Consider the following 15,424-nt stretch of genomic DNA (forward strand, 5'->3'; position numbering starts at 1 on the left):
TGGCACCGCACCCAGGACAAGGCAGTATCACCCTGTGGCTGATCTCATCACCGTCGAGGATCCCGACGACCCGCGCCTGCGCGACTACACGGGCCTGACCGACGTCGAACTCCGGCGCAGGCGCGAGCCCGCGGAAGGCCTTTTCATCGCCGAGGGCGAGAAGGTCATCAGACGGGCCAAGGACGCCGGGTACGAGATGCGCTCGATGCTGCTCTCCGCCAAGTGGGTCGACGTCATGCGCGACGTCATCGACGAACTCCCCGCCCCGGTCTACGCCGTCAGCCCGGAGCTCGCCGAACGCGTCACCGGCTACCACGTGCACCGCGGCGCCCTCGCCTCCATGCAGCGCAAGCCGCTGCCGACGGCCGAGGAACTCCTCACCACCACCCGCCGCGTCGTCATCATGGAAGCGGTCAACGACCACACCAACATCGGGGCCATCTTCCGCAGCGCCGCCGCCCTCGGCATGGACGCGGTACTGCTGTCGCCCGACTGCGCGGACCCGCTCTACCGCCGCTCGGTGAAGGTCTCCATGGGTGCGGTGTTCTCCGTCCCCTACGCCCGCCTGGACGCCTGGCCCAAGAGCCTGGACTCGGTCCGGGAGGCCGGCTTCAAACTGCTGGCCCTCACCCCGCACCAGAAGGCCTCGCCGATCGACGTGGCCGCACCGCAGTCCCTGGAGCGGGTCGCGCTGATGCTCGGCGCCGAAGGCGACGGCCTGTCCACGCAGGCGCTGGTCGCCGCCGACGAGTGGGTGCGCATCCCCATGGCACACGGCGTGGACTCGCTGAACGTGGGCGCCGCCGCCGCGGTGGCCTTCTACGCCGTGGCCCAGGGCCGCGAGAGCGCGTAGCGGCTGCGTACGCCCCGGGTCAGAGCTTCTGGGCGGCGGCGATGCCCAGGGCCACGATCAGCGTCACCACGACGAACACGATCAGCCGCTGCCGCATCAGCTTGGGGTCCGGCCGCGAAGGCCGCCGGCCCGTCCCCGTCGTACGGGGGCCCGGGCGGCCGCCCGTACGCCCCGCCGTCGGCCGGGAGGACGGGCCGCCCGGGGTGCGCGGATTGCGGGAGGACGAGGGCCGCGAGTGCGGTCCGCTCTGCGGCCCGCCCTGGGCCCGGGGCGTGGTGGAGCCGCCGGTACGGCGCTCCGTGCGCTGGTCGGCGTAATCCTCCGTGAGCCGCCCGGTCGGCCGCTCGACGCGGGCGCGCTGCGCCGGCGGGCGGCCGTCGGAAAGGCCCTGCGCCTCGCGGGCCGCGATCTCCTTGAGCCGCATCGACAGCTGGAGCGTGCTGGGCCGCTCCTCGGGATCCTTGGCCAGGCAGGCCTGTACGAGGGGCGCGAGCGCGTCCGGGACCCCGACGAGGTGGGGCTCCTCGTGCACCACCCGGTACAGCATGACCTCGGAACTGCCGTGCCCGAAGGGCGAGTCCGCCGTCGCCGCGTAGGCGAGCGTGGCGCCGAGGGCGAAGACGTCCGTGGCGGGGGTGACGGCGGCGCCGCGCACCTGTTCGGGCGCGAGGAAGCCGGGGGAGCCGACGGCCGTTCCCACGTGGGTGAGCGTGCTCGCCCCGGTGGCCCAGGCGATACCGAAGTCGATGATCCGCGGTCCCTTGGGGGACAGAAGAATGTTCGAAGGCTTGAGGTCCCGGTGGACGACCCCCGCCTCGTGCACGGCGACCAGGCCCTCGGAGAGCGCGGCGCCGATGGCGGCGATCTGCGCGGCGGTCAGGGGGCCTTCCTCGGCCACCTTGTCGTGCAGGGAGGGCCCGGGTACGTACTGGGTGGCGAACCAGGGCCGCTCGGCCTCCAGATCCGCCGCCACCAGGCGTGCGGTGCACCCGCCCCGGATGCGGCGGGCGGCGGACACCTCGCGGGCGAACCGGGAGCGGAACTCCTGGTCCTCGGCCAGATCAGGCCGGATGACCTTGAGCGCGACGCGCTGCCCGCGCCGGTCCGATCCCAGGTAGACCACGCCCATGCCGCCGGCGCCGAGCCGCCGGTGCAGTCTGAACGAGCCGACGACACGCGGGTCCTCGCGCCGGAGCCGCATCATCGCCATGTCCACCCCGCTGACCGGTCGTCCTGTTGACGTGGCACAGCTTACGGACCATCCGGCATGTGCGCTCAGAGGCCGCGCCCTCGCCGGGGGATTCGATTGTCAGTGCGCAGCAGCACACTTGAGGGGTCTTCAGCTATCCGCCCCGGTCCGAGCCCCGGAGCGGCCCGCGGGATCAATGGGGCCTTCGGGCAAGGGGGTTGGGCGATCACGGCCGTCCGCGCCCGGCCTGTCCGCGCCCGTACGACGCACACCGGCGAGTCGATCTTGCCCACGCCTCGTCGGCGGACACGCATGAACAGGGAGTGACGGAAGTGAGCGAAGTCACCACCCTCCGCTGACCCCCTCCGGGAAGACCCCGACGCCGGGGGAGCGGTCTCCACCCAGGGGAGTACGCCGACCGCGGTCCGTCATCCTCCTGGAGGCCCGCCAATGGGTACGAGGGCATGAGGCCAGCGACCCTGCGCGCGCCTAGTGTTGAAGACAAGCGGCGGGTGGCGCACTCGTCCCCCGAGGTCAAAAGCCCGCCGCTGCCAACGACAGGGAGAGGACCATGGCGGACATCGCACGGCAGGGACGCAAGGCATTCGCGTTCAACGGCCATGAGTCCGGTACGCGCCACCCGCTGGTGGCCGCGGCGATGGTGCTCCCCCTGGCCGCCCTCCTGCTCTTCCTCTTCGGAGGCTTCGAGCAGGTGGTGGCACAAGCGTCGTCCGTGGGCGTGATGCTGGGGCGCTGAGCGGCGCCACAGACCGGGAGAGCGGCCCGGGGAATCGGCCTGTCACACCCCGTGGGGACGGGGGCGTGACGACGGACGGCAGGTGAAGGGTGCTGCCCGTACGACTGGGGAGTCGGACGGGCAGCACCCTTTTTTTCGTGCCTCCTCCGCGGTCGCCGTACCCTCCTCCTCGGAAGAAGCGGAGGCCCGATGACCCAGGACGACAGCGCCTGGCGGCTCATGCGCCAGGACGGCCTGCTGCCGCACGGCGACGGCGAGGACGCCCGGTTCCGCCGGAGCGACGAACCGGCCGGCGCATGAGCCCTCCCGCGCTGCCCGCCGCCCTCGCCGCCTGGGCCGCGGACGGCCGCCCCCAGGAGTACGCGGTCCTCGCCGACCGGCACGACGGGACCGTGGTGTGCTGCGGGGAGGCCGTGGCCAAGGCGCACGCCGAAGATGCCGACCGGGACGCCCTCGCCGTACGGATGCGCATCGCCGGGCACCCGGCACTGGCCGGGGTGCTGCTGCCACCCCTGCGCACCGGGACCGGATCCGTCCACGGCAGGCCCGTCTCGCTCTGGCCCTACGGAGCCCCGGTCGACCCGGAGCGCCCCGGGGACGCGCCCTGGGAAGAGGCCGGCCGGCTCCTGGCCGCCCTGCACCGGACACCGTCGGACGAGCTCCCGGGCCCGGTCCCGCCGATGCGCGGACCGGCCAAGCTCGCCCGCGCCCTGGACCGCCTGGCGCGGGCGGAGCTTCCGGAGCCCGGGACCGGGGCAGGAACCGGGACCGGGACCGAGCACGGTGCCGTCCGCGCCGTACGGGCCGCCGCGCGGTCCCTGCCCGCCTGGGCGCGCGGGGAGGCGGCGCCCCCGGCCGGCGGGGCGCTGTGCCACGGGGACCTGCACCTGGGGCAGTTGGTGCGGTATCCCGCCCGGGAAGGGGCCTGGCTCCTCATCGACGTCGACGACCTCGGTCTCGGCACCCCCGCCTGGGACCTGGCCCGCCCGGCCGCCTGGTACGCCGCCGGACTGCTCGACACCGGCACCTGGCTGCGCTTCCTCGACGCCTACCGCGCCGCCGGCGGTCCGGCGGCCGGTCCGCCCGGCAGTGATCCCTGGCCGGAACTCGATCTCGCCGCCCGCGCGCTCACCGTACAGACGGCGGCCCTGGCCGTGGCCAAAGCGGCGGAAAGCGGACGCCGACTCGACGAGGGGGAGCGGCTGATGGTGGACGCCTGCACCCGAATCGTGGCCCTCCCGCCCGACTTGGAGCCGGAGCCTCCGTCGTAGGGTGAGCTTCCCGCCACCGGGCATGCATCCGATGGCGAAGTCCACGGCGAGGAGTTGATCCGGTCATGCAGTGTCCGAAGTGTCACGCGGCGATGCACACCTACAACCGCAACGGGGTCCAGATAGAGCAGTGCAGCGGATGCCGGGGGATCTTCCTCGACTACGGCGAGCTGGAGGCGCTGACCCGCCTGGAATCCCAGTACACCACCCAGCAGTACGGCCAGGTCCCTCCGCCCGCCGCGCCGCCGGCCCCCTACCCGGCCCCGCACGTGGCACCGGCTCCCGCCTGGGGCGCCCCGCACCACGGCGGCCACGGCCACCACGGCCGCCACAAGGGCGGCTTCGGCCGGATGCTCTTCTCCTCCTGAGCCCGGGCGGGCACGCCCGTAACGCAGAAGCCCCGGCCGTCGAGACGGCCGGGGCTTCCGGGTGGTGCGCGATACTGGGATTGAACCAGTGACCTCTTCCGTGTCAGGGAAGCGCTCTCCCGCTGAGCTAATCGCGCGGGAACGGCATGAAGCCGCAGGTGAAGCAAGTGGTGCAGGTGCTGCGTGCGCGATACTGGGATTGAACCAGTGACCTCTTCCGTGTCAGGGAAGCGCTCTCCCGCTGAGCTAATCGCGCGGGGATCCTTGCGGATCAGTGGACGATACTGGGATTGAACCAGTGACCTCTTCCGTGTCAGGGAAGCGCTCTCCCGCTGAGCTAATCGTCCTTGGAGGTGGAGACGGGATTTGAACCCGTGTAGACGGCTTTGCAGGCCGTTGCCTCGCCTCTCGGCCACTCCACCATGGAGCTGTAGGGGTTCTCGGGAAGAAATCCCCCACTTCGAGCGGACGACGAGACTCGAACTCGCGACATCCACCTTGGCAAGGTGGTGCTCTACCAACTGAGCTACGTCCGCAGGTCACCGTGTTCGCTCCGGGGTTTTGCCCCTTCGCTCCCTGGCGACGAGTTGAACTCTAGCGGATTCCCGTGCCAGCTCAAAAACGCGTTTCCGCAGCGTGCTGCCGCTCGATCACCGGCGGTCACCTCGCAGTCACCTCACCGGCGCCGCCGCGTCACCGGTCATAGACTCGCAGCCGTGCACGACCTGCCTCCCCTGGCCCGCTTCGGCGGCCTCCTCGCGACCGACCTCCGAGACGTCACCAGTGATCCCGCCGCCCTGGACTCCACCGGCTTCTGGGCGGTGGCCGCCGACTTCGAAGGGCGGCTCGTCTGCGCGCGCTTCGGAGACATACGCCCCGACCCCGTCCCCGCGCCGCGACCCGGCGCCTGGCGGGGCCCCGATGCCGACCAGTGGTCCACCTCGCTCGACCGCGCCGCGTACGTCGCCGGCGTCCGCCGCATCCGCGAGCTCATCGCCGCGGGTGAGGTCTACCAGGCCAATCTCTGCCGGGTGATGTCCGCGCCGCTGCCCGACCCGGCCGGCGGCGACGTCGACGCCCTCACCGCACTGCTCGCGCGCGGCAACCCCGCGCCCTATGCAGGAACGATTCGGCTCCCCGCCCACGGCGTGGAGATCGCCACCGCCTCCCCGGAGCTGTTCCTGCGCCGGACCGGCCGCCGCATCGAATCCGGCCCCATCAAGGGCACCGGCCGCACCGTCGCCGACCTGCTCCCCAAGGACCACGCCGAGAACGTGATGATCGTGGACCTCGTGCGCAACGACCTGGGCCGGGTCTGCGCCACCGGCTCCGTCACCGTCCCCGAACTGTGCGCCGTCGAGGAGCACCCGGGCCTGGTCCACCTCGTCTCCACGGTGAGCGGCGAGCTCGCCGACGACGCCGGCTGGCCCGAGCTGCTCGCCGCCGCCTTCCCGCCCGGCTCCGTCACCGGGGCGCCCAAATCCTCCGCCCTGCGGATCATCGAGGCCCTGGAGACCGCACCGCGCGGCCCCTACTGCGGTGGCATCGGCTGGGTCGACGCCGACCGCGGCACCGCCGAGCTCGCCGTCGGCATCCGCACCTTCTGGATCGACCGGGAGGCCCCCGGCGGCCCCCGCCTGCTCTTCGGCACCGGCGCGGGCATCACCTGGGGCTCCGACCCCGACCGCGAGTGGGCGGAGACCGAACTGAAGGCCGCCCGCCTGCTGCGGGTAGCGTCGGGGGAGCATCAGGCAGGACGAACGGGGCGAACGGGACCATGAGAGGGGCCGTACGGTGAGAATCTGGCTCGACGGAGCGCTGCGGGACGCGGACGACGCGAAGGTGTCGGTCTTCGACCACGGGCTGACCGTGGGTGACGGTGTGTTCGAGACGCTGAAGGCGGAGCGCGGGCAGACCTTCGCGCTCACCCGCCACCTCGAGCGGCTGACCCGCTCGGCGCGCGGTCTCGGTCTCCCCGACCCCGACCTCGACGAGGTGCGCCGCGCGTGTGCGGCCGTACTGGAAGCCAACCCGATGCCGTTCGGGCGGCTGCGCGTGACCTACACCGGCGGAGTCTCCCCGCTCGGCTCCGACCGCGGGGACGCGGCGCCCACGCTGATCGCCGCCGTCGCCGAGTCCGTCCGCCGCCCGGACACCACCGCCGTCGTCCGGGTGGACTGGGTCCGCAACGAGCGCTCCGCCGTGGCGGGCCTGAAGACCACCTCGTACGCCGAGAACGTCGTCGCCCTCGCCACCGCACACCGGGCCGGGGCCTCCGAGGCGCTCCTCGCCAACACCGTGGGACGGCTCTGCGAGGGCACCGGCTCCAACGTCTTCGTCGTGCTCGACGGGGAGCTGCACACCCCGCCCCTGGCCTCGGGCTGCCTGGCGGGCATCACCCGCGCCCTGGTCGTCGAGTGGGCCGGGGCCAAGGAGACCGACCTGCCCTTCGAAGTACTGGAGCAGGCCGAGGAGGTCTTCCTGACCTCCTCGCTGCGCGATGTCCAGGCGGTCCTGCGGATCGACGGCCGGGAGCTCGCCGCGGCCCCCGGCCCGGTCACCGCCGAAGCCATGCGGATCTTCGACGCGAAGGCCGGGGCGGACCTCGATCCGTGAACTCGGGTGACGCGGGGCCGCCGGGCAGGTACAACACGAGGTGATGACCACCACCCTGCGGCCCGCACAGCCGCTCCAGCAGCACAGTGACGGCACCCGCTCGCGGACGTACGAAGTCCGGGTCAACAGCCGGCACGTCGGCAGCCTCGAACTCGCCACCCGCTCCGCCGCACAGCCGGAAGTCGGTGTGATCCGGGGGCTCTGGATCGACGAACCGGACCGGCGGCGCGGGCGCGGCACGGTCGCCGCGCTCGCCGCCGAGGAGGTGCTGCGCTCCTGGCGCTGCACGAGCATCGCCGTGTCGGTACCCGCCGACGCGGCGCCGGCGCTGCGGATGGCCGAGAGCCTCGGCTACCGGGTGACCGGCCGGGTCCGGGTCAAGGAGCTGCCCGCCGAACCACCCGCGCTCCCGGCAGGCGCCGCCGGCCGCCCGATGACACCGGCCGAGTACGACGCCTGGCAGGAGCGGGCCGTCGTGGAGTACAGCCACCACCTGCTCGCCCCCCGCATGACCGCCGAGCAGGCCCTGGCCGCCTCCCGGGCGGAGCACGCCGACCTGCTGCCGGCCGGGCGGGACACCCCCGGCGCGGCCTTCCTCCTCCTCGAGGCACCGGACGGGGCGGTCCTGGGCACCCTGTGGGTGGGGGAGCGCGACCTGCCCGGCGTCGGCCCCGTCCCGTACGTGTGGGACGTCGACGTCGCCGCCGAGCACCGGCGGCAGGGGCACGGGCGGACCCTCATGCTGCTGGCCGAGCACGCCGCCCTGGCCGCGGGCGCCCGCCGGCTGGGCCTGCACGTCCACGAGGACAACACCCCGGCCCGGCGGCTCTACGAGTCGCTCGGGTACCGGGACACCTCGGTGAACGCGAGGAAAGAACTGATCTAGGAGGCCGGGGGCTGGGAGCCCAGCAGACGGTCGGCGATCTCCTCGATGCGGGCGCGCAGGCCGTCCTGGCTCTTGCCGCCGTCCAGCCGCTCGCCGCCGATCACGTACGTCGGGGTGCCGGTGACGCCGATCGCCTTGCCCTCGGCCTGGTCGGCGTCGACGATCAGGATGTGCCGCCCGTCGATCAAGGCGGTGTCGAACTCCTCGACGTCCAGGCCGAGTTCACGCGCCACGTCCAGCAGCACCGGCTCGCCGAGCTCGCCCAGCTCCGCGGTGCGCGCCAGCACGGCCTCCGTGTACGGCCAGCCCTGCCCCTGCTCCGCGGCCTCCTCGGCGGCCTGTGCCGCGGCGAAGGCGTGCTTGTGCTTCTCCAGGGGGAAGTGGCGCAGCCGGATGTCCAGCCGGTCGCCGTAGCGGGCCCGCAGGGCGCGCACGTCGTCCAGGCTCTTGTGGCAGTCCGGGCACTGGAGCTCGCACCAGACGTCGAGGATCACGGAATCGGTCATGTGAACAGTCTCCCAGCCCCCGCACACCCCCACCGACCGGCACCTGCGGAGGAGACCCGACCCGGAGATGTCCCGGAGATCCGTCCGGGAGAGTCCGCGCGCCTGGCCCGTACGGGCGCGCGCGGGGCAGGATGGATAGGGACAGACCGCCCACACCTGGAGGACCGCATGCTCGCCGAGACCATTTGTTCCGCGGTGTCCGCGGCGGGCCTGGGCATCGCCGCGCTGACCGCCTACCGCAGGCGCTTCCTGGCCGCCACGCGGATCGCGGCGTACTCACTGGTGCCGGTCGCCCTGGTGATGACCGGGATCGTGGAGTGGATCTCCGGCATGGTCTTCAATCCGACCGTCTGGGCCGGCTTCGGACTGCTGGGGCTGGCCTGGCTGCTCCTCGCCACCACCCGCGCGGTCGAGCGCCGCAGGCTCGGCGCGTCCGGGAAGCCGGCCAAGGCCGCGAAGGGGAGCCCGGCCCCGGAGGCCGTCGCCCCGGCCGCCTCCGCGCCCTCCCTCGGCCCCGGCGCCCGCCCCGAGCCCACCGGGCGCAAGAACCCGCAGGCCGCCGCTCCGGCGGACGACTTCTCCGACATCGAGGCCATCCTCAAGAAGCACGGGATCTGACCGGCCGGACCGGCCCCAGGCGCCCCGGTCCACGAAATCGGGCTAACTGCCGCGCGGAAACTGGCGTGTTGAGGGGCGGATGGCGGCGTGCTGCGCCATCATCGCCCCGACATGCTCGAAACATCGCAGAGTGAGCCCTCGGTGCCCGCGCCGGTACCCGTCCCTGTCGCCGAGGAGCCGCGAGGCTGCCTCTTCGCGCTCTCCCAGCCACCCCTGATGATCTTCCTAGGCGTGATCGGTGTCCTGCTGCTGCTGGCCGCCGTGCACGATCTCTTCCTGCTCTGAGTGCCCCGCGTCGGCCTCCTTGCGCCGGGCCCGGTACGCCGCCACGTGCAGCCGGTTCCCGCAGGTCCGGCTGTCGCAGTAGCGCCGCGAGCGGTTCCGGGACAGGTCCACGAAGGCGCGCCGGCAGTCCGGGGCCTCGCAGCGGCGCAGCCGCTCCTGTTCGCCGGAGACCACGATGAAGGCCAGCGCCATGCCGCCGTCGGCGGCCAGGTGGTCGCCCACCGAGGCACCCGGCGCGAAGTAGTGCACGTGCCAGTCGTAGCCGTCGTGGTCGGTCAGCTGCGGGGTGGTGCCGGCCGTCGCCACCAGCTCGTTGATCAGTACGGAGGCCGCACGGGAGTTCGGTGCCGCGAAGACCTGGGCGAACTTGCCGCGGACCGTCCGGACCCCGGCCAGGTCGCGGGCACCGAGGTCACCGACGTCGCTGATCGAGTACTCCTGGACGAAGCCGCGCAGCGCGCCGAGGTCCGAGAGCCCGTCGGGCTGGTCCGCCTCGGCCGCGGTGTTCACCAGCGCGACGACGACGTCGAGCGCGCGACGGGTGTCGTGGGGGATCTGCACGGGGTCTCCCTCAAGGGCCGGGCCTGCGGCGACGGGCTGCTGCCGCCGCTGGGGGCCGACTCTAGCGGGTACTCGCCTGAAGGGTCCCTGCACGCACACCGGCGCCGTCCGCGCGGATGGCTCCCGCGTGAACAGCGCCGGCACTGCCGTATGTGGTTGTCCGGCACACACCGTCGCCCCGAGTCGGACGGTGTCGCGCGGCGGTGGGCCTGGCTCAGCTTTCGGCCAGGATGTGGGAGAGCTCCTTGTCGAGGTCGAAGTGCCGGTGCTCGGTCCCGGGCGGGACCGCGGCGTCCGTCCGCTTGAGGAACGACTCGAGTGCTCGCGCGGGTGCTTCGAGCAGTGCTTCTCCCTCCGGTGAGCTCAGGGCGATGCAGACGACGCCCTGACCGTGGCTGCGGGACGGCCAGACGCGGACGTCGCCGGTACCGGTGGGCCGGTGCAGGCCCTCGGCGAGGAGGTCGCGGGCGAATACCCATTCGACCGTCTCCTCGGCGCCGGTGTGGAAGGTGGCGTGCACGGCGTAGGGGTCGGCCGTGTCATACCGCAGGCCCGCGGGAACAGGCAGTGAGGACTCGCTCGACACAACGAGGCGCAGGTGCAGCTCGCAGCTGACCGTGGTGTTCATAAGCGCCAGGGCCTTTCGCTCAGTGTGCGCTCGGGGATTCGCACGTCGGCGAAATCGACATGCCACCTACGGTGCCGTTGTAAACCCCTCTGACCGTTTTGCGGACCTCTGGGTCCCTCGTACGGCGGATCCAAAGCACCATTCACGTGTGCTTCCGGCTCCGGTAGATTCGTCCCCATGAATACGGGGAGTGACCGCGACACCAACGAGTCCGTGAGCAGCGAGCCGGCCGCCGAAGAGGCGCCGCACGTCTCGAAGGCGCCCGCCTTCATCAAGGCCCGCCGGAGCCTGCACCTGAGCTGGCAGGTCGGCGTCTTCGTCGTCGGTCTGGCCGTCATCGGGGCGGGCGTCGCCATGCTCGTCCTGCCCGGACCGGGCTGGGTCGCGATCTTCGCGGGCCTGGCGATCTGGGCCACCGAGTTCGCCTGGGCCCACCTCGTGCTGCGCTGGACCAAGCGCAAGGTCACCGAGGCGGCGCAGAAGGCGCTCGACCCCAAGGTCCGCCGCCGCAACATCATCCTGACCAGCGTGGGACTCGTCATCGCGGGCGCACTGATCGGCTTCTACCTGTGGAAGTACGGGCTCGTCCTGCCCTGGAACATCAAGGACCAGTGATCGGCCGGCGGTGGTGAAGAAGCACCGCTGACATGCGGTAATGTTTGCGGTGCGTCCGGGCGATTAGCTCAGTGGGAGAGCACTTCGTTCACACCGAAGGGGTCACTGGTTCGAACCCAGTATCGCCCACCCGGACCAGAGGCCCGGAGACTTTCACCGTCTCCGGGCCTCTGGCGTTTCCGCGGCCTCACCGGGTCACGAGGGTCACCCGAGCCGCCCGATCGCGTCCTTCAGGCGGCGGGCGTCGCGCAGCCGCTTCTCGTACGTCGCACCCACCGCCAGGAGCAGCAGGCCCGCCAGGGCCGGCGCCACCCAGCGCGGGAGCGCCCCCGCGATCTGCACCACGTACGGAGCCAGCTCGTGCAGCGCCACCGCCGCCAGCACGGCGCCGCCCAGCAGCAGAGGGGCCTGGAGCCGCCGGTGGGCGCCCGCCAGGGTCACCGCAAGCGCGGCCAGCCCCAGCAGCAGCGGGCGCAGCCAGCTCGCCGTCCCGGCCGGGGAACCGCCCAGGACGGTCAGCAGGCTCGGCAGCAGGGTCGCGGCCAGCCCCGGGCCGTACGCCGTCCAGGAGGACGCCACAGGGTCCTTGCGGCGCCGCAGGAAGCCCAGTACGAGGGCGGGCACCGTCACCGGCAGTGTGTACGCCTCCGGCGCCGTGACCCCGGCCTCCGCCAGCCGGACCCAGCTCGAGGCCACGAACAGCGCCCCCGCCGCCCAGCCCAGCGCCCGCCGGTCCGCCCGCACCGCGGCGCCCGAGCAGATCACCCCTGCCAGGGCGAGAACCAGCGCCAGGGTCCCGGCGCGGCCCGCCGACAGGGCGACCGCCAGCACACCGGCGGCACCCGCCGCGATCTCCGCCGGCACGCGCACCGCGCCGATCCGCGGCCCGAGCGCGGCCACCGCCGCCGGGACGACGAGCACCGGGAGCGCCCACCAGACCACCGCCAGGTCCGTTACGGCGGCCGCCGCCACCAGCAGGCCCGTGGCGTACCCGACGGCGCAGACGGCCGCCCCGGCCCGGACCGGGCGCGGAGCGGGCCCGTACGCCGCCCCTGCCGCGCAGCCCGCGCCCAGCAGCCCCCACACCGCGAAGGTGGCCGCCCGGCCGTCCAGCGCGCCCAGGGACACGTTCGCGGCCCCCAGCAGCGCGCACGCGGCGGCCGCGATCCCGGTTCCGCGCGCCGGGGAGCGCAGGGCGAGCACGCCCGCGGCCCCCGTCACCGCCGTCTGGGCGGCGAACACCGCCGCCACCGGGAGCCCGAGCAGCTCCGGGGCCGTGAACAGCCCCGCCCAGGCCAGGACCACCGCCACCGTCCCCGGCTCCGGCCGCGGCGACACCCGCGACAGCCACCAGCCCGCGCCCGCCGCGATCAGCAGCGTCACCGGGACCGCCGCCCCCGGCCAGAACACCTCCCGGGCCGGGGTCGTCGCCGCCCACACCTCGTCCAGCACCCCGACCCGCGCCGGCAGGGTCGCAGCCGCCGCCGAGCCGGCCGCCGCCGCGGCCAGGACGGCCACCATCGCCCCGGCCCCGGCCAGCCCGCGCCGTACCGCCGCCGGGACCCCCTGGATCCGTAGGACTGCCAGCAGCGGGAGCGCCACCAGCAGGTGCGCCGTCACCGCCCAGGCAGGAGCGAGCTCCGGGCGCGCCACACCGCCCAGCGCGACCACCGCCGCCAGACCGCCCGCCGGCGCTGCGAGCCAGGCGCGCGGCTCCCGCCACGCCGCCGCCGTACCCAGGGCCGCGCCCGCCAGCAGGAGTCCCGCCGGGGCCAGCGCCTCGGCCGCCGAAGCCGCCGACCAGGACTCGGCCGCGCCGATCAGCAGCGCCCCCGCCCCCAGCACCGCCGCCGGGACGGCCGCCGCCCGGACCCGCAGCGCGAGGGCCGCGTCCAGCGCGGCCGTCGCCAGCAGGGCCCAGCCGATCTCCAGGGGTCCCGCCTGCGCGGCCAGCGCCGCCAGCGGCAGCGGGAACTGCGCCGCCAGCACCGCCGCCGCCGACGGTATCCGCAGCGTGCGCAGGGCCAGGCCGTACCCGGCCCACACCGCGGCCAGCACCGCCGCCGCCCCGGCCGCGTACGCCGTGCCGTCCGTGCCCGGCAGGCCGACCGCGTACAGCGCGTACGCGTCCAGCACCGTCAGCAGCAGCCCCACCGCCGCCACCGACTCCGCCGTCGAGGCCAGCCCGCGGCGCAGCAGCGGCACGGGCGCGGCCAGCGCGGCCGCCGTCACCGCGGCCAGCACCGCCGAACGCCCGGCGATCCCGAGGGACCCCCAGCTGAGCAGCGTGAAGGCCAGCGCGGCCACGGCCAGGAGCACCGCGCCCAGGACGAGCAGTACGTTCTGCGCGCTCGGGGCCGAGGCCTCCTTGGGGTGAGCGGGCGCCTGAGGCGCCCAGACGGGAGGCGTCGGCAGCCGCAGCAGCCAGTCCCGGCGGCCCAGCAAGTACAGGCGCCGGGCATCGAGTTGAGCCAGCTCACGGTCGATGAGCGCCAGCTCTTCGGCCGGCGGCAGGGGGGTGTTCATGGTTCGGAGTGTGGCGCCCGTCACGGGTTCAGGACATGGGTGTGCGTACTCAGATCCGCCCTGAGTACGCACGGTCCGGCGGAAGCGGGCGTACCGGGGACCGCGCCGGGCCAGACTGGATCCATGGACCGCAGCCGCCCGGACGACCGGGACCGCCGGGACCGCCGGGACCGCCGGGATCGCCCGGACCGCTGGGATCGCTTGAGCCGCTACCGGTTCCGCAGCGTGTGGGACCTCGACGCCCCGCCCGCACGCGTCTACGCCGTACTGGAACAGCCGGGGGAGTACCCGCACTGGTGGCCCCAGATCCGCCGGGTCGATCCGGTCGACGACCGCACCGGCACCGCGACCGTCCGCTCGGTCCTGCCGTACGCGCTCCGCGTGACAGTCGGCGAACTGCTGCGCGACCCCGTCAGCGGGGTCCTGGAGGTGTCCCTGCACGGCGACCTCGAAGGCTGGGCGCGGTGGACCATACGGCCGCGCGCCGGAACCGGCACGGCGCGCACCCGCGCGCTGTACGAGCAGGAGGTCGAGGTGCGCCGGCCCCTGATGCGGCGCCTCGCGCTGCCCGGGCGGCCGGTGTTCCGGCTCAACCACGCCCTGATGATGCGGGCCGGGCGGCGCGGTCTCGCGGCCCGGCTGGCCGCTCCGCCGGAAGCGGTTTGAACCAGCCCCAAGGCTTCTGTATTGTTCAGTCCGTTCCCGGGCGATTAGCTCAGCGGGAGAGCACTTCGTTCACACCGAAGGGGTCACTGGTTCGATCCCAGTATCGCCCACCGGGACAGGCCGGTCCGTCATCTGACGGACCGGCCTTCCCCATGTCCGGCACGTACGCGGTGCGTTCTCGTGCTGTGACCCGGTGAACCTTCCCGGTCACAGCACTAGGCCGCCGTCGACAGGCCCGGCCGCAGCGGCCAGTGCGGATCCACCGGCTCCGGCGTCCCCTGCCGTGCGAACCACGCCTGCAGCCCCCGCGCCTGCGCCGCGTGCCACACCGCCTGCAGCGTGTGCAGTTCGGCCGGCGACAGCCGCTCCAGCCGGGCCGCGAACCGGCGCCCCACCGCCCGTACGAGCTCCAGCGAGGCCAGCGCGTCCGCCGCCGCGTCGTGCGCGCCCTCCAGCTCTATCCCGTAGTGCGCGCACAGGTCCGTCAAGGTCCGGCGGCCCTTGCGGTAGCGGTCCAGATGCTTGTCCAGCACCCGCGGATCCAGCACCGTCAGCGGCCGGTTGTCCAGATACCGCGTCAGCGAAGACGCCCGGTGCCGGCGCAACTCCCGGTCCAGCAGCGTCAGATCGAACGGCGCGTTCATCACCACCACCGGCCGGCCCGCCACCTGCTGCTCCCCGAGCGCGCGGGCTATCTCCTCCACCACCGGCGCGGGCCACCGCCCGTGGCGCTGGAGGTGCTCGTCGGTCAGGCCGTGCACTTCCGTGGCACCCGGGGGCACCGGGATGCCGGGATTGACCAGCCAGCGCGTGGTGCGCACCCGCCCGCCCGCGCACTCCTGCACGACGAGCGCGGCGGACACGATCCGGTCCTCCTCGACGTCCACCCCGGTCGTCTCCGTGTCGAATGCGGCCAGCGGGCCCTCGTACCAGCGTGTCATGGCGAACTCCTCGTCCCCGATCGGCAGATGGGGCGCACCTGGAACACGCCACCCTTGCCCGCATCGGTGATACCCGGGCTGTTTGCCCCGTACGCCGTTTGCGGGGACCCGGGTGCGGAGACAACATCCATGGGGGCC

Annotated in this window: 16 protein-coding genes and 7 tRNA genes; 12 read left to right on the forward strand and 11 right to left on the reverse strand. The window is 73.6% G+C overall.

Annotation, left to right across the window (positions count from 1 at the left end):
• Positions 1-34: 34 nt before the first annotated feature.
• Positions 35-853, forward strand: coding sequence for a TrmH family RNA methyltransferase (locus JIW86_RS31225; protein ID WP_215149676.1), 819 nt, complete (start codon positions 35-37; stop codon positions 851-853).
• Positions 854-872: 19 nt separating this feature from the next.
• Here the strand turns inward: JIW86_RS31225 and JIW86_RS31230 are convergent, their stop codons facing one another.
• Positions 873-2,063 carry a serine/threonine-protein kinase gene (locus JIW86_RS31230; protein WP_215149677.1) on the reverse strand — a complete coding sequence of 397 codons (1,191 nt, stop codon included), beginning with the start codon at positions 2,061-2,063 and terminating at the stop codon, positions 873-875.
• Between the two features lie 550 nt (positions 2,064-2,613).
• Here JIW86_RS31230 and JIW86_RS31235 point away from each other — a divergent pair.
• The 3 genes from JIW86_RS31235 to JIW86_RS31245 all read left to right on the forward strand — a co-directional run bounded on the left by JIW86_RS31235 (position 2,614) and on the right by JIW86_RS31245 (position 4,438).
• Entirely contained in the window at positions 2,614-2,799 is a 186-nt protein-coding gene (locus JIW86_RS31235; RefSeq protein ID WP_215149678.1) for a hypothetical protein, read from the forward strand.
• Positions 2,800-3,095: 296 nt separating this feature from the next.
• Positions 3,096-4,070 (forward strand): phosphotransferase, encoded by a 975-nt coding sequence (locus JIW86_RS31240; RefSeq protein WP_257557135.1) that lies wholly within the window; start codon positions 3,096-3,098, stop codon positions 4,068-4,070.
• A 65-nt stretch (positions 4,071-4,135) separates the two neighbouring features.
• Entirely contained in the window at positions 4,136-4,438 is a 303-nt protein-coding gene (locus JIW86_RS31245; RefSeq protein ID WP_215149680.1) for a zf-TFIIB domain-containing protein, read from the forward strand.
• A gap of 62 nt (positions 4,439-4,500) precedes the next feature.
• Here JIW86_RS31245 and JIW86_RS31250 read toward each other — a convergent pair.
• The 5 genes from JIW86_RS31250 to JIW86_RS31270 all read right to left on the reverse strand — a co-directional run bounded on the left by JIW86_RS31250 (position 4,501) and on the right by JIW86_RS31270 (position 4,974).
• Positions 4,501-4,575: transfer RNA gene (locus JIW86_RS31250), tRNA-Val, on the reverse strand.
• Positions 4,576-4,622: 47 nt separating this feature from the next.
• Positions 4,623-4,694 (reverse strand) — tRNA-Val (locus JIW86_RS31255).
• Between the two features lie 19 nt (positions 4,695-4,713).
• A tRNA-Val gene (locus tag JIW86_RS31260) sits at positions 4,714-4,785 on the reverse strand.
• A gap of 1 nt (position 4,786) precedes the next feature.
• Positions 4,787-4,860, reverse strand: a tRNA-Cys gene (locus tag JIW86_RS31265).
• A 41-nt stretch (positions 4,861-4,901) separates the two neighbouring features.
• Positions 4,902-4,974 (reverse strand) — tRNA-Gly (locus JIW86_RS31270).
• A 180-nt stretch (positions 4,975-5,154) separates the two neighbouring features.
• Between JIW86_RS31270 and JIW86_RS31275 the strand changes: the two genes are divergently transcribed.
• From JIW86_RS31275 to JIW86_RS31285, 3 genes are read left to right on the forward strand one after another with little or no spacing between them, the layout of a single operon-like run.
• Entirely contained in the window at positions 5,155-6,219 is a 1,065-nt protein-coding gene (locus JIW86_RS31275) for a chorismate-binding protein (protein ID WP_257557137.1), read from the forward strand.
• 13 nt (positions 6,220-6,232) lie between these two features.
• The gene (locus JIW86_RS31280; protein WP_215149682.1) at positions 6,233-7,054 is read left to right on the forward strand and encodes an aminotransferase class IV; all 822 of its coding nucleotides are present in this window, start codon (positions 6,233-6,235) and stop codon (positions 7,052-7,054) included.
• Between the two features lie 43 nt (positions 7,055-7,097).
• On the forward strand, positions 7,098-7,940 hold the full coding sequence (locus JIW86_RS31285) for a GNAT family N-acetyltransferase (RefSeq protein ID WP_257557138.1): 843 nt from the start codon (positions 7,098-7,100) through the stop codon (positions 7,938-7,940).
• On the opposite strand, the gene JIW86_RS31290 is transcribed toward JIW86_RS31285, so the two are convergent.
• On the reverse strand, positions 7,937-8,446 hold the full coding sequence (locus tag JIW86_RS31290) for a DsbA family protein (protein WP_215149684.1): 510 nt from the start codon (positions 8,444-8,446) through the stop codon (positions 7,937-7,939). The two genes, JIW86_RS31285 and JIW86_RS31290, sit on opposite strands and share 4 nt — an antisense overlap.
• A 168-nt stretch (positions 8,447-8,614) precedes the next feature.
• On the opposite strand from JIW86_RS31290, the gene JIW86_RS31295 reads away from it, so the two are divergent.
• Complete coding sequence (locus JIW86_RS31295) at positions 8,615-9,064, forward strand: hypothetical protein (protein WP_257557140.1); 450 nt, start codon at positions 8,615-8,617, stop codon at positions 9,062-9,064.
• Between the two features lie 225 nt (positions 9,065-9,289).
• On the opposite strand, the gene JIW86_RS31300 is transcribed toward JIW86_RS31295, so the two are convergent.
• Together JIW86_RS31300 and JIW86_RS31305 are read right to left on the reverse strand one after the other, a co-directional pair.
• Positions 9,290-9,910 (reverse strand): CGNR zinc finger domain-containing protein, encoded by a 621-nt coding sequence (locus tag JIW86_RS31300; RefSeq protein ID WP_215149686.1) that lies wholly within the window; start codon positions 9,908-9,910, stop codon positions 9,290-9,292.
• Between the two features lie 214 nt (positions 9,911-10,124).
• Entirely contained in the window at positions 10,125-10,538 is a 414-nt protein-coding gene (locus JIW86_RS31305; protein WP_030011909.1) for an SsgA family sporulation/cell division regulator, read from the reverse strand.
• A 177-nt stretch (positions 10,539-10,715) separates the two neighbouring features.
• Here JIW86_RS31305 and JIW86_RS31310 point away from each other — a divergent pair, with 177 nt between their 5' ends.
• Together JIW86_RS31310 and JIW86_RS31315 are read left to right on the forward strand one after the other, a co-directional pair.
• The gene (locus JIW86_RS31310) at positions 10,716-11,153 is read left to right on the forward strand and encodes a TIGR02611 family protein (RefSeq protein ID WP_257557145.1); all 438 of its coding nucleotides are present in this window, start codon (positions 10,716-10,718) and stop codon (positions 11,151-11,153) included.
• A 57-nt stretch (positions 11,154-11,210) separates the two neighbouring features.
• Positions 11,211-11,282, forward strand: a tRNA-Val gene (locus JIW86_RS31315).
• 75 nt (positions 11,283-11,357) lie between these two features.
• Here the strand turns inward: JIW86_RS31315 and JIW86_RS31320 are convergent.
• Positions 11,358-13,679, reverse strand: coding sequence for an SCO7613 C-terminal domain-containing membrane protein (locus tag JIW86_RS31320; RefSeq protein ID WP_257557147.1), 2,322 nt, complete (start codon positions 13,677-13,679; stop codon positions 11,358-11,360).
• A 123-nt stretch (positions 13,680-13,802) separates the two neighbouring features.
• Here JIW86_RS31320 and JIW86_RS31325 point away from each other — a divergent pair, with 123 nt between their 5' ends.
• Both JIW86_RS31325 and JIW86_RS31330 read left to right on the forward strand, forming a co-directional pair.
• The gene (locus tag JIW86_RS31325) at positions 13,803-14,345 is read left to right on the forward strand and encodes an SRPBCC family protein (protein ID WP_257557148.1); all 543 of its coding nucleotides are present in this window, start codon (positions 13,803-13,805) and stop codon (positions 14,343-14,345) included.
• Positions 14,346-14,383: 38 nt separating this feature from the next.
• Positions 14,384-14,455: transfer RNA gene (locus JIW86_RS31330), tRNA-Val, on the forward strand.
• Positions 14,456-14,560: 105 nt separating this feature from the next.
• Here the strand turns inward: JIW86_RS31330 and JIW86_RS31335 are convergent.
• Complete coding sequence (locus tag JIW86_RS31335; protein ID WP_257557149.1) at positions 14,561-15,286, reverse strand: 3'-5' exonuclease; 726 nt, start codon at positions 15,284-15,286, stop codon at positions 14,561-14,563.
• Positions 15,287-15,424 lie beyond the last annotated feature (138 nt).

Origin of the sequence: Streptomyces sp. NBC_00162 (genome assembly GCF_024611995.1) — a bacterium.
Taxonomy (GTDB): Bacteria; Actinomycetota; Actinomycetes; order Streptomycetales; family Streptomycetaceae; genus Streptomyces.

Bases quoted from the DNA above. Each gene is read 5' to 3' on its own strand.
- JIW86_RS31235 (WP_215149678.1), top strand. From the start codon at position 2,614: ATGGCGGACATCGCACGGCAGGGACGCAAGGCATTCGCGTTCAACGGC.
- JIW86_RS31295 (WP_257557140.1), top strand. From the start codon at position 8,615: ATGCTCGCCGAGACCATTTGTTCCGCGGTGTCCGCGGCGGGCCTGGGC.
- JIW86_RS31245 (WP_215149680.1), top strand. From the start codon at position 4,136: ATGCAGTGTCCGAAGTGTCACGCGGCGATGCACACCTACAACCGCAAC.
- JIW86_RS31325 (WP_257557148.1), top strand. From the start codon at position 13,803: ATGGACCGCAGCCGCCCGGACGACCGGGACCGCCGGGACCGCCGGGAC.
- JIW86_RS31230 (WP_215149677.1), bottom strand. From the start codon at position 2,063: ATGGCGATGATGCGGCTCCGGCGCGAGGACCCGCGTGTCGTCGGCTCG.
- JIW86_RS31335 (WP_257557149.1), bottom strand. From the start codon at position 15,286: ATGACACGCTGGTACGAGGGCCCGCTGGCCGCATTCGACACGGAGACG.
- JIW86_RS31240 (WP_257557135.1), top strand. From the start codon at position 3,096: ATGAGCCCTCCCGCGCTGCCCGCCGCCCTCGCCGCCTGGGCCGCGGAC.
- JIW86_RS31320 (WP_257557147.1), bottom strand. From the start codon at position 13,679: ATGAACACCCCCCTGCCGCCGGCCGAAGAGCTGGCGCTCATCGACCGT.
- JIW86_RS31310 (WP_257557145.1), top strand. From the start codon at position 10,716: ATGAATACGGGGAGTGACCGCGACACCAACGAGTCCGTGAGCAGCGAG.
- JIW86_RS31305 (WP_030011909.1), bottom strand. From the start codon at position 10,538: ATGAACACCACGGTCAGCTGCGAGCTGCACCTGCGCCTCGTTGTGTCG.
- JIW86_RS31285 (WP_257557138.1), top strand. From the start codon at position 7,098: ATGACCACCACCCTGCGGCCCGCACAGCCGCTCCAGCAGCACAGTGAC.
- JIW86_RS31290 (WP_215149684.1), bottom strand. From the start codon at position 8,446: ATGACCGATTCCGTGATCCTCGACGTCTGGTGCGAGCTCCAGTGCCCG.